Here is a 12,193-nt window from a genome sequence, read left to right on the forward strand (position 1 = left end):
TGTTGACAAATTTTCAAGTTTACCAGAATAAATAAAGGTTAGAAGCTGGCTCTGATCATCACACCCATGGTGCGAGAAGAGGGGTTGGTACCCGCGTTGTTGACCGTTTGAGTCCAGCGAGAACCCGAGGTCAACTGTTCAGCGTCGATGTCTTTGATCGTCCGGTAGAAATAGAAGAGGTTGCGGCCAAATACCGACAGATTCAGTTTGCTGAAGCCCAACTTGCTGATCATACTTTGTGGCAAGTTGTAACCCAGGGTCAACTCTCGCATTTTGATGTAAGAGTTTTTCACGATGTACAACTCATACCGAGAAGAGCTGTACTGAGGGCCACCCCAGTTGTAGGTATTCCAGTAGTAGTAAGCCTGCGAAATGACGTTGGTATTGGGTTCGCCATTGGCCAATACACCGGGAGTCAACACCCCATCGTTGAACACTTGTTCGCCGTTTGGACCTTTGTCTCCAGTAGTTTGAACACCCTTTCCTCCCGAAACGTAGTAGCTCAAACCACCACTTTCTTTATCCATAAACTTGGTGCTTTCTTCCAACAAACCGCGGCTGATCATCCAGTTGATACCAGTCGGCATCACGTGGCCACCGAAGCGGAAATCAGCCAAGGCATCCAGGGTAATTCCTTTAAAAGTCAGGGTGCTGAAAAAACCACCTACTGCTTTTGGCATCGCGTTACCTACTTTGACCCAGTTGCGCGAATCCAATTGATACAGACCGTTGGCATTGACAATTTGCTGACCGTTAGTGTTGGTAGCAACCGGAGGTACATAGAAGTCACCCATTGGCTGACCAACTACCGAACGCAACTGTGCTGCACTACCATCGTAATCGGCGTGCAACAATTCAGTGGCATTGTTCGCCAGTTTTTCGACTACGTTTTTGTTGCTGGAGTAGTTGACCCCAATTTCCCAGAAAAGATTGGTAGACTTGGCTACTGTACCACGCAGCGACAATTCAATACCTTTGTTGCGGAGTGTACCGATATTGGTCAATACAGAAGTTGCACCAGAGGTTGAAGCCAAAGTCAAAGGCAAAATTTGATCAACGATTTGGGCATTGTAGTAGGATGCTTCGAACGTAATCCGGTTTTTCAGGAAGCGGGTTTCCAAACCAAACTCAAACTCTTTCTTTTGCTCGGGACGAATCACGTCATTGCCAAATGAAGAGGAAATGTTGGTGTACAACACGGGAGAACCGCCCACGGCCTGAACGCCCAGCGTTCCTTGGTTGTAAGCGATGTTCGCACGGTAGATGTCTGGATAGTTACCCACAATCCCATAAGATCCTCTGAGTTTACCAAAGGAAATGAAGCTAGGCAATTTGAAGGCATCAGTAAAGATGAAGCTGGTATTGACCGAAGGATAAATGAAGCTGTTGTTCTCTGGATTCATGGTAGAAGTCCGGTCGCGGCGGATGGTACCTTCTACAAACAAGTAGCCTTTGTAATCGAGGTTAATGGTACCAAGATAGGCGTCCTTCACGAGGGCAGAGCGGCTTGATCCACTATTGGCTACGTTGATCGTTGCGGCAATGTCAAACAGGTTTTCGGTGCTCAAACCACCATTCGTACCGCGGCTTACAAAAGTAGCAACGTCTTTGGTCGCCATATAACCCCCCATCACGTTCAGCTCAAAGCTAGGAGACAAACGTTTGGTGTAAGTCAGCAAGGCGTCGCCGTAGAGGATGGAGTAGAGGTTGTTTTCTAGTCCAAAGTAGCCAGAGTTGCCAAAAGCCAATGGTCTTTCGGTGTAGTTTCTGGTTTCAATGCGCTCGGAAGTGAAGTCAGTAGAAATTCTACCCCGGAACTTCAGATCAGGCAAAATCTGGTAGTGGTGCGTCATACTGGCGATCACGCGGTTGCTAAATTCATCCAACAGGTTTTTGTTGACCCGCCATACGTAGTCGGCGATGTCCCCTTTGAATCCATTGTAGATGATGTTTTCGTTAGGCGTTAAGCTCTGTCCCGTGCCTGTTACGAAGCGATACCCCCGGCTGGTTTGGTACTTGTTCAGGTACCAATCCGCATTGTCAAAACGTCCGATCATCCCGGTAAAGTTGTTGATCATCCGGTCGATAGAGTAGGGGCGGTTTTCGGTTTTTTGGTTAATGTAGTTAACCAAAATATCCGTTGACCACTTTCTGCCCAAACGGAAGGTACTATTGAGGTTGGCAATGTTTTTCTGGTTGCCAGCATTGAGGCTCAAACCCGCGTTGTCCTGGCGAGTCAGCGAAAAACGAATGTTGCTATTTTCACTTGCCTGCGAAACCGCTACGTTAACATTGGCGGTGTGCCCTTGCTGGTACAAACCTCCGTAGTTGTCTTCCTGTGCTTCGTATGGGCGTACAATTCCATCCCAGCCCATGGTTGGCTTGCCGTCAAATTTTGGCCCAAAGTTGATGGAAAAGTTGGTAATACCTCTGGTTTCCTTGGTGCCATCACCGTTGGTGTCATAATAAATAAAACCTTCCGCGTCCTGGCCACCATTGCTCACATGGAGCGGCGCACCCGCACCGCGGATGTTCTGGTATCTGGGCAAATAGGCCACGTTGTCCACACCATAGCTGGCGTTGAAGTCTACGTTCATGCCTTTTTTGCCCTTTCCACTTTTGGTCGTAATCAGCACCACCCCGTTTACGGCTTCAGAACCATAGAGCGCGGCAGCTGATGCACCTTTCAGGATCGAGATGTTGTCGATGTCTTCCGGGTTGATGTCCAAAAGGCCGTTACCACGCAGACGCTGGTCACTCCAGTAATCGTTGTTGCGCACTTCCCCATCGCGGATGGGTACCCCGTCCAATACGATCAGGGGTTGACTGCGGCCAGTAATGGAGTTCACCCCACGGATGTTGATGTTGACTGCACTAGTGGCACCACCTGGCGTTGCGGCAATCCGCACCCCTGGAGCTTTGCCGTACAGCGCCGTAGCCAAGTTGGGCGTACCCGCATTGGTCAGGTCTTCCGCCCTGATGGTAGTGGTGGCATAGCCCACTGCCTTTTGTGCTTTACTCATGCCCAAGGCGGTAACGACCACTCCTTCCAATTGAGCAGCAGCTTCCAACATGACCACATCTACTACATTGCGTCCATTGATCGGTTCTTCCAAACTCTGAAATCCCGTAAAGGAAAAAACGAGCGTATTCGTCAATGCAGTGGTCAATGAAAATTCTCCTTTTTCATCGGTTACGGTACCCGTTGAAGTTCCCTTAACAAGTACGTAAGCGCCGGGTAGTGGCTCTTTGTCGGTTCCGGTTACCTTACCAGATACCTTTTGAGCGAAAGCGCTGTAGCTTATTGTGCAGAACAACACAACAAGCAGAAGTAGGCTTTTTTTCATAGAGTGCAAATTTAAGATGGTAATAGGTTAAAAAATAACAACTGTTGTATTGGCCCTTACAAGACTTGCTCGTAATTGGGGATCTCTATTTTTGTGGGATTAAGTCGCTCGATGTTTTCCATGACGAGTGCAGCGGCACCAATCATTTCGGCCTGATGGCCCAGTTCGGATACCTTGATATTGGTATTGTGGACAAGTCGGGGAATACAATATTCCGTCAGAGCTTGTTGAATCGGAGCTTTCCAGATTCTCCCGGCCATTGCCCCGCGACCACTCAATACAATCAATTTGGGGTTGAGTAAATGAATCAAAATCGCAACCCCACGCCCCACGATCAAGCCAATGTCCGAAAGCAGTTCTATCGCAAATTGATCTCCTTCCAGGGCAGCCTGAATGATCATCTTGTTGGCTTCTTCGGGCCGGTCAAAAGGTACATTTTGCAGGCAGGAGATACGGCCTGCTTGTAGCCCTTTTTTGGCGTTTTCGACGAGCACCAAAAGAGAGGTTTCTGTTTCCAGGCAGCCCTGTTTGCCACAACTACATAGTTTGTTGTTGTTGAACAAGGGGATATGACTGAATTCGCCGGCAAAACCAATTTCGCCCCGATAGAGTGCTCCGTCCAGAATCATACCCAGGCCAACCCCCCAACCCATGTTAATGACCATGACATTTTTTTCGGCAATGGCTGCGCCAAACCTCAGTTCCGCCAAGGCAATCAAGCTTGAATCATTGTCAATAAAAACTGGAAGCTCTAAGGCTTTGGAAATGAAATGAGTAATGCTTCTGTTTGTCTTCAAAAAAGAATAATTGATCCCCTTCTGTGCGTCTATAAATCCTGGCATGGCAATGCCGATGCCGATGATTTTTTCTTTAGGAACTGAGCTATTGTGGACAAAAGTGCCAATGGCTTGGGTTAAAATGCTCAAAGCATCGTCATTTCCTTTTAGGGGCAGATCTACCTTGACCATCTCACCGATGAACTCATTGTGCATGTTCAGCAGGGTGATGCGGGTAATGAGCTGATCCATGGACACGGCTACAATGTAGTTGACATCTTCCCGAATCGAATACATCACCGGCCTTCTTCCACCCGTAGAGGCGGCCAGGCCACGCTCTACGATTTTATTTTCTTCAATTAACTCGTTGACTAGTTTAGTGATCAGGGGTAAACTTTTGTCCAGCTTGTCACATAAATCGGCGCAAGACAACATGCGAGAGAAATAAAGCTCTCGGATTAAACCACGTTTGTTTTTGTCTTTTTTAACTGACATATCGAGAATAGGTGACAAACAATCAAAAGAAGTTTAACAAATCTAAATGGTTTTTTAAATTTTTTATAAAAGAATGTTAAGTTTTTTTAAATTTTTTACCAAATAGGTTAATTGTAGCGACAAAAAATATTATCTCAATGGCTTAAAGTTTTTGCCTCATCAAAACATTCATCTTGATTTTTAGTTACCTTTAGGAAGTATCGTAACCTTAATTTAATATCAGCACCATGACGCTCAGCGGAACCTACACTGTAAACGCCTCCGCCCAAACCATTTGGGACATGATGATGGATCCAGAAATCCTGGCGCGCATTACCCCTGCCATCACCAAACTGGAAAAACTGGATGACGAAAACTTCAAAGCCATCGCCGAAGTGAAAATTGGCCCGGTTGGCGGCGCTTTTTCGGGCAACCTTAAAATGCTAGACAAAGTCCAACCCGAATCCTTCCGACTGGTCATTCAACAAAACAGCAAAATAGGCAATGCCGCAGCCGAAGTAAACATGAACCTCAAAGCCCTTTCGGATACCCAAACGGAAGTGAGCTTCAGCGGCGACGTGAAACTTTCGGGCATGCTCGCCACCATGGGCGGCCGGGTGATTACGCCAGTAGCGAACATGTTGTCGAAGCAGTTTTTTGAAGCGCTGGAGAAGGAGGTGAATGGGTAAGGGGAAATCCTGCACATTCTTGAAAAACAATCGAGCGGTTGAACATATGTTTCAATCGCTCGATTGTTTTTGCGGTGATACCAAGCGCTACGTAAGCTCTAAAACCCGCGACCGTCGAGCCTGCTCGCGCAGCGAGCATTTTAGGATCGACGAGCGCCCACGTAGTGGTGGGTAGGATGCTCGACTCTGCCGATGATAAAAAAACTTGCACTCAATCAAACATCGTTTATACCAAAGCGACAACAATAGCAGCGCGGATGACGCGGATAAAGCGGATTTACGCGGATTTTCTTTCGCCTGCGGCGAAAGTTTTTTGGCCACGAATGACACGAATTTTCACGAATTAAAGCACAAACTTCGTTTGCGCAAAAGCGCCTTGACCTGAACAAGGTGAAGGTCGAATTCGTGAAAATTCGTGTAATTCGTGGCAATTTTTCTCCCATCACGCCGCAGGCGGGATAAAAATCCGCGTAAATCCGCCCCAATCCGTGTTATCCGCGCTGCTATTGTTGTCGCTTTGGCAAGTCTTGCGGAGCAAGGAAAAACCTTGTTCATCAAGTCTCAAAATAAGCACCTCGTGTTAAGCTGGGCATCTTGCTCGCCACTACGTGGGCGCTCGTCGATCCTAAAATGCTCGCTTAGGCGAGCAGGCTCGACGATCGCACATACCTAAATCCTACGGCTCATCCAATATTGTACCAAGGCCTTAAGCGAGGCAGGCTTCTCCAGCCTTACAGTTACATTTTTTTATTATTTTGCCTCCACACCACAAAACGTACAACACCAGCTCCATGACCAGCACCATTACCCGCCGCCCCGTAACGCTCCCATCTGGCTTTAGCTTTCACCTGGTGGAAGTAGAGGGAGGCAGCTTTTTGATGGGCAATGACGATGAAGACGCCTACGGCGATGAAAAAATCATCCACGAGGTAAACGTCCCAGGTTTTTGGATGGCGGAATACCCGACGACCCAGGACTTGTGGTTGGACTTGATGGGTGGGGAAAATCCATCTTATTTTCAAGGTGCCCACCGCCCGGTGGAGCAGGTGAGTTGGTACGATGCAGTAGCTTTTTGCAATGCCTTAAATGCCTGCTTTGCTTATTCTGCAAAGTATTATGTAGATGAAAAACGCAGTCAGGTGCTGAATATAGCGCTTGCCCAATCCATTAAATCTGGTGAAAGTATGCCCATTTATGTTGATACGGCGGCTTATGGTTTTCGTTTGCCTACAGAAGCAGAATGGGAGTACGCCGCTGCGCTCAGCTTGGTCACTGAGCGAAGTCGAAGTGACCGTGCTTCGGCTACGCTCAGCGATCGACTCCGCTACGCGGGCAGCAATGTCTTGGATGAGGTCGGCTGGTATGACGAAAATAGCCATAGTCAGACTCAGCCCGTGGGACTAAAAATGGCCAATGAATGGGGACTTTACGACCTGAGTGGCAACGTGTGGGAATGGTGTGAAGACCAATGGCACGAAACTTACGAAGGTGCTCCAACAGATGGTTCTCCCTGGGTGGATCAGGACGCGGGTGCTTATCGGGTGCTGCGCGGCGGTAGCTGGTACTTTAATGCGCACTACTGCCGCTCCTCGTATCGGTTCAGCTATCGACCAGCTCGCCGCGACGACGGTGTGGGTTTTCGGGTGTTGTTGTTTCCCCCTCCAGTCAGCTGGTCTGGCATCCAAAAATAGCCCGTGAGCAAAAGAAAAGAAAAAAAAAGAAAAAGAGGGGTGGACAACGGGAGCTGCCCGCCGCCAGTCGCGCGAGGCACGAGCCGACCGGCAGCGGGCAGCGATTGCTCGAAAAAAAGCCAGAAATAAATACAGGTTATGCAGTTGAAAATATTTAGTATCCCCATCACGGGTGGTGAAAACATCAATGAAGAGCTGAATCGTTTTTTGCGCGCCAAAAAGATCATCAAGTTGGAAAAGCAGTTGGTGGTGTTGGGTGCCGAAGCATTTTGGTGCTGCTGCGTCAGTTATCTGGACGATCCGTCGGGGGCGTTTAAAGAACGTAACACGGTAGATCACCGCCTGGAGTTGGATGAGGCGAGTTTTGCCCGGTTTTCGCGCATGCGGGAAATCCGCAAACAAATCTCCAGCGCCGAAGGTATCCCGGCGTACAATGTGTTTACCAATGATGAATTAGCATCCTTGGCCAAAATGGAAAACCTAACGTTGGCCGAGATGCGGAGCATCAAAGGCATCGGTGAAAAAAAAGTGGAAAAATACGGCAGCCATTTTATCCTCAAATCTGATGAAAAGAGCGAATAACTTATTGGAACCCGTTGCCGACCTGGACAATCTGCGCCTGGCATTTTGGAAAGCCCGCAAGGGCAAGTCCTATGCCCAAGAAGTATTGGCCTACCAAAAAAATCTGGATACAAACCTCCTCGGATTACGAGACCAGATTTTAACGGTGAAGGTGCAGGTAGGCCAGTATCGCTATTTTAAAGTGTACGACCCCAAGGAGCGCCAGATTTGCGCCAGCGCTTTTGGAGAACAGGTGCTGCACCATGCCTTGATGAACGTATGCCACGGGTACTTTGAGCGGGTGCAGATTGGGCAAAGCTTTGCTAGTAGGCCCGGTAAAGGAGTACATGCGGCCTTGCACCTGGCGCAACAGTTCACCCGTCAGTACCGCTATTTTTTAAAACTGGATGTGCGCAAATTTTTTGACAGCATCCATCACGCCGTGCTCAAAACCCAACTGGATCGGATGTTTAAGGACCAGCAATTGTTGCTGATTTTTGGCCAGATTATCGATAGTTATTGCGTGCTGCCTGATCGTGGGGTACCCATTGGCAATTTGAGTAGCCAGTATTTTGCCAACCATTACCTAACTGGGTTGGATCATTTCATCAAAGAACAACTGCGCATCAAAGCTTATGTGCGCTACATGGACGATATGGTTTTGTGGCACAATGAACGCTCGGTGCTGAAGGAATGCCAGCAGGCAATAACGAATTTTGTGGAGCAAAGCCTGCAATGCGCGCTAAAACCCATGCTGATGAACTTTACTTCGGCGGGTTTGCCCTTTGTAGGGCATGTGCTGCGCCCCTATGATACTCGCCTCTCCCTGCGCAGCCGACGAAGATTTGTGCAAAAAATCCGTTACATCGATCAAAAATACCACTCCGGCGAGTGGTCGGAAGCCCACTGTCAGCGCCACGCCCTGCCCCTGATTGCCTTCACCGAACACGCCAATGCAAAAGCATTTCGGAAGCAAATAATTTTTTCTTAATTTTATACCCTGCGCGATATGACGCAAGGGCAAACAGCGAAGGGTGCTAATCGGGTGCTGCGCGGCGGTAGCTGGAACAATAATGCGCAGAACTGCCGCTCCTCGAATCGGAACAACAATCAACCAGCAAACCGCAACAACAATGTGGGTTTTCGGGTGTTGTTGTTTCCCCCTCCAGCTCACGGGCTAGTTGGATGACAGCCACTGAACAGTTGTTTGTCCCGTACTCCTCCCTCGTGGAGACAAAAACGCGGATTTGCCGCTGCGGCAGTAGTATTGGTAACCCGGTTGATGGTGAAGGTTCTACTGCCCAATTTTTTTAAGAGTGTGTTTGGAATTTAAAACCTCAAGCCCAGCGCAAATGCAAAAACTGACCGTAGACCTGCTGAAAGACTTAAAACTAACTCCCCTCGACAACGTTGAAGCCGTGCGCCGGCAAGGTAATGCGTATGCCCTCGATAGGGAGGGTAAACTTGTGGCGGTGAGTATGACGGAAAAGGACTTGGAGGAGCTTTATCTGGATGAGGATTGCGCCCATTTGGAGCACCTGTACCTGGGGCGCAATAAAAAATTATCAAAGCTTGAATTCAAGGTCGCTTTGCCGGAATTGACCCATTTGTACCTGAATGATTGTAGCCTGAAGGCTTTGCATATCCCGGCTGGTTTCATTGCCCTTAAGCAATTGTATGTGCAAAACAATCAATTTGAAGAACTGGTCTTTGAAGGGGATTGCCCGGAGTTGGAGTTGTTGGATGGGAGTGGGAATGGTATGAAAGACCTGGTGATGCCCGATGGGTTTCGCTACCTCAAATACATTCACCTGCAAAAAAATCTGCTTGAATCATTACCCGAATGCTTTGTGGGTATGCGTCAACTGGATATGCTTTTTTTATCAGGGAATCCACTCTCGACAATTTCTCAGGATGTGGTCGGAAGCGGGGATACGCACAATTCTGCCCCCGATATCCTAACGTATCTGATGTCCATCCACGGCAAAAAGACCCGTTACCTTCACGAGGCCAAAATGATTTTGGTCGGCAACCCGATGGTCGGTAAAAGTTCTATTCGCATCAAGTTGAAAGATCCACAAGCCCCTTTGCCTGAGGAAAACGACCGCACTCCTGGACTGGACGTTGAGCCCTACCTGCTCAAAAACTTACCTGGACATCTGACCCAACTAGACGAAAACATTGACTTTCAATTGAACATCTGGGACTTTGGCGGACAGGGTCGCTATCGGGAAATTCAGCAGTTGTTTTGTAGCCGCAAGTCTTTGTACCTGTACGTAACCTCCTACGATGATCAACCTGACAATGAAGACTACATCGGCTTGGACTATTGGTTGTCAATGGTCAATGCTTATAGCTTTGATCAGGACGCTGCGGAAGCCAGTCCAGTTATTTACGTGTTGAACAAAGTGGACAGTAGGGACGATGGAATTAACGAAACACTCAACCGGGAGAAGTACAAGAATCTTGTCAAATTTGTAAAAATCAGTTGTAAAAACTACGCTGGGTTTGACCAATTAGTCAGTAACCTTCGGGAAATCTTGCCTAGTGTTAGTAGGGATATTTTTAGCAACCGCTTCAACTTGGAGTGGTTTCGGGTCAAAGCACGGCTGGAAGGCTCAAACGCTCAGCATCTCACTTATGGCGCTTACCTGGGGATTTGCAAGGATGAAGGCCTGGACACAAAGGAGGCTCAAACCTGGCTCACGGTACTGGACCGCATCGGCAGTGTCATCTACACCGGGAACTTTGTGAACAAGGAGGATTGGATCATCATCAACCCCAACTGGGTCAAGGATGCCATTTGCAGGGTCATCGATAGCCCCTTGATGCAACGCGACGGAATCCTGAAAGAGGTCTATTTTGATACCATCTGGAGTGAGTACCCGGATGCAGCAGATCGCGCTAATTTGGTAAAACTGATGCTGAACGATAAATACAAACTGGCTTATGAAATTACTTCTCTCGAAGGGGAAACGGATTACATGGTACCAGCGGCTTTGTTCAATAAAGGCAAACCAGCGTTGAACAGGTACCCTGTTCTGCAACAAGCTGCAGACTATACTTTTCAATTTTGTTTCGAACCGTTTATCCCGGCCGGGATGGTCAACAAGCTGCTGGTATCTCTAAACGCATATATCTACAATGGATTGATTTGGGGCAATGGTGGGGTACTTCACGATGCTTCGAGTAATACTTTTGCCCTGGTTGAGGAGGACTGGCAAAACCGCCGCATCCAGGCTGAATTCAGAGGCACAAATCCAGCTGTGTTTTATGAAATGCTAGTTACAACGTTGGAAAAAATCACGGAAGACCTCAAAAACTCCAGATTTTTGCACCATTTGAAGCCTGGCATCAAAATGAAATACGAAGGTGATTTTCTCGATGTGGAACTGTTGAAAAAATTTGGCAAGTTTCCCTGGGAAGAGCATAGTGGTGAGGCTGGGTTTCGGAAAACAAACCCTAACCCGACTGAAAAAGAGCGCATCCGCCGGGAGTTAATTGCCAATGACCAATTACTCGAAGCATTGGAAGCGATGGAAACTTTGTTACCTGAAGAGGAATACGATTCTTTTGTCAATACGCGAGGTAGGTTGAAAAATTTGGATAGAGATGTGCGCGACGGGACCATTAGTCCTCAAGAGGCTGGATTAGAGAGAAATAAAATTAGAAAGGCAGTACAGAATCTCTGCGATACAATAAAAATGAAATGACGGACATGAGTTTTGCAGAAATGGAGCACCGTCAGTCACTCCCCAACGGTACTTCCTTCGATCTAATTCGAATCAAAGCAGGCAGCTTTTTTATCGGCAATTCCGATAACGAAATCCAGGTCCCTGATTTCTACTTGGCCAAATACCCCGTCACCCAAGCCCTCTGGCTAGCCGTCATGGGTGGCGAAAACCCTGCCCATTTCAAAGGTACGAACCGCCCAGTAGAACAAGTCAGCTGGTACGATGCCGCCGCTTTTTGCAATGCGCTGAATCGCCTGTGTGACTATCCGCCTCGCTATTTTTGTGATGCAAGCTTTCAAAAAGCACTGGATTTTAGCATGACCCTAGCACTGAATTATGGAGACTCCCTTCCCATATTTATCCACCCTGAAAACCCCGGCTATCGCCTCCCTTCCGAGTCCGCCTGGGAGTACGCGGCTACTGGTGCCAGCCAGCGTAGCCTTTACGACTATGCGGGAGGCAATACCCTGGACGAACTGGGCTGGTACGGTGAAAACAGCCATCGCCAAACCCAACCCGTAGGGTTGAAACTGCCGAATGAACTGGGGCTGTACGACCTGAGTGGCAATGTCTGGGAATGGTGTGAGGACCAGTATCAGTCAGAAGAAAGCAAAATTCCGGCGGATGGTACTGCTTGGACACACGGTGATGCTGGTGCTTATCGGGTGCTGCGCGGCGGTAGCTGGCCCTTTAATGCGCGGTTCTGCCGCTCCTCGCTTCGGGACGCCGATCACCCAGCCAGCCGCAACGACTCTGTGGGTTTTCGGGTGATGTTGTTTCCCCCTCCAGTCAGCTGGCCTGGCATCCAAACAAGCCCGTGAGCAAAAGAAAAGAAAAAGAAAAAAGAAAAATAGTGGGACAATGGGAGCCCCCCGCCGCCAGTCGTGCGAGGCACGAGCCGACCGGCAGCGGGGGGCGGCT

General features: G+C 48.4%; 9 protein-coding genes. 7 read left to right on the forward strand and 2 right to left on the reverse strand.

Annotation, left to right across the window (positions count from 1 at the left end):
* Positions 1-38: 38 nt before the first annotated feature.
* Together ACEW9O_RS05595 and ACEW9O_RS05600 are read right to left on the reverse strand one after the other, a co-directional pair.
* The gene (locus ACEW9O_RS05595) at positions 39-3,347 is read right to left on the reverse strand and encodes a SusC/RagA family TonB-linked outer membrane protein (RefSeq protein ID WP_373549149.1); all 3,309 of its coding nucleotides are present in this window, start codon (positions 3,345-3,347) and stop codon (positions 39-41) included.
* 56 nt (positions 3,348-3,403) lie between these two features.
* Entirely contained in the window at positions 3,404-4,618 is a 1,215-nt protein-coding gene (locus ACEW9O_RS05600; protein ID WP_373549150.1) for an ROK family protein, read from the reverse strand.
* Between the two features lie 227 nt (positions 4,619-4,845).
* Between ACEW9O_RS05600 and ACEW9O_RS05605 the strand changes: the two genes are divergently transcribed.
* The 7 genes from ACEW9O_RS05605 (at position 4,846) to ACEW9O_RS05635 (ending at position 12,093) form a co-directional block, all read left to right on the forward strand.
* The gene (locus tag ACEW9O_RS05605) at positions 4,846-5,286 is read left to right on the forward strand and encodes a CoxG family protein (protein WP_373549151.1); all 441 of its coding nucleotides are present in this window, start codon (positions 4,846-4,848) and stop codon (positions 5,284-5,286) included.
* Positions 5,287-6,077: 791 nt separating this feature from the next.
* Positions 6,078-6,977: a formylglycine-generating enzyme family protein gene (locus ACEW9O_RS05610; protein ID WP_373549152.1), complete on the forward strand. Its 900-nt coding sequence runs from the start codon at positions 6,078-6,080 to the stop codon at positions 6,975-6,977.
* Between the two features lie 138 nt (positions 6,978-7,115).
* On the forward strand, positions 7,116-7,559 hold the full coding sequence (locus tag ACEW9O_RS05615; RefSeq protein ID WP_373549153.1) for an HRDC domain-containing protein: 444 nt from the start codon (positions 7,116-7,118) through the stop codon (positions 7,557-7,559).
* Positions 7,543-8,529, forward strand: coding sequence for an RNA-directed DNA polymerase (locus ACEW9O_RS05620; RefSeq protein ID WP_373549154.1), 987 nt, complete (start codon positions 7,543-7,545; stop codon positions 8,527-8,529). Before ACEW9O_RS05615 ends, ACEW9O_RS05620 begins: the two co-directional genes overlap by 17 nt.
* An 18-nt stretch (positions 8,530-8,547) precedes the next feature.
* Positions 8,548-8,727 carry an SUMF1/EgtB/PvdO family nonheme iron enzyme gene (locus ACEW9O_RS05625; RefSeq protein ID WP_373549155.1) on the forward strand — a complete coding sequence of 60 codons (180 nt, stop codon included), beginning with the start codon at positions 8,548-8,550 and terminating at the stop codon, positions 8,725-8,727.
* 163 nt (positions 8,728-8,890) lie between these two features.
* The gene (locus ACEW9O_RS05630) at positions 8,891-11,251 is read left to right on the forward strand and encodes a COR domain-containing protein (protein ID WP_373549156.1); all 2,361 of its coding nucleotides are present in this window, start codon (positions 8,891-8,893) and stop codon (positions 11,249-11,251) included.
* Positions 11,252-11,256: 5 nt separating this feature from the next.
* Positions 11,257-12,093 (forward strand): formylglycine-generating enzyme family protein, encoded by an 837-nt coding sequence (locus ACEW9O_RS05635; RefSeq protein WP_373549157.1) that lies wholly within the window; start codon positions 11,257-11,259, stop codon positions 12,091-12,093.
* The last annotated feature ends 100 nt before the right edge of the window (positions 12,094-12,193 follow it).

Source organism: Haliscomenobacter sp. (assembly GCF_041740695.1).
Classification (GTDB): Bacteria; Bacteroidota; Bacteroidia; order Chitinophagales; family Saprospiraceae; genus Haliscomenobacter.

What these genes read in the sequence shown, in the direction of transcription:
- ACEW9O_RS05595 (WP_373549149.1), bottom strand. Translation starts at nt 3,347, where the DNA reads ATGAAAAAAAGCCTACTTCTGCTTGTTGTGTTGTTCTGCACAATAAGC.
- ACEW9O_RS05605 (WP_373549151.1), top strand. Translation starts at nt 4,846, where the DNA reads ATGACGCTCAGCGGAACCTACACTGTAAACGCCTCCGCCCAAACCATT.
- ACEW9O_RS05610 (WP_373549152.1), top strand. Translation starts at nt 6,078, where the DNA reads ATGACCAGCACCATTACCCGCCGCCCCGTAACGCTCCCATCTGGCTTT.
- ACEW9O_RS05630 (WP_373549156.1), top strand. Translation starts at nt 8,891, where the DNA reads ATGCAAAAACTGACCGTAGACCTGCTGAAAGACTTAAAACTAACTCCC.
- ACEW9O_RS05615 (WP_373549153.1), top strand. Translation starts at nt 7,116, where the DNA reads ATGCAGTTGAAAATATTTAGTATCCCCATCACGGGTGGTGAAAACATC.
- ACEW9O_RS05600 (WP_373549150.1), bottom strand. Translation starts at nt 4,618, where the DNA reads ATGTCAGTTAAAAAAGACAAAAACAAACGTGGTTTAATCCGAGAGCTT.
- ACEW9O_RS05620 (WP_373549154.1), top strand. Translation starts at nt 7,543, where the DNA reads ATGAAAAGAGCGAATAACTTATTGGAACCCGTTGCCGACCTGGACAAT.
- ACEW9O_RS05625 (WP_373549155.1), top strand. Translation starts at nt 8,548, where the DNA reads ATGACGCAAGGGCAAACAGCGAAGGGTGCTAATCGGGTGCTGCGCGGC.
- ACEW9O_RS05635 (WP_373549157.1), top strand. Translation starts at nt 11,257, where the DNA reads ATGAGTTTTGCAGAAATGGAGCACCGTCAGTCACTCCCCAACGGTACT.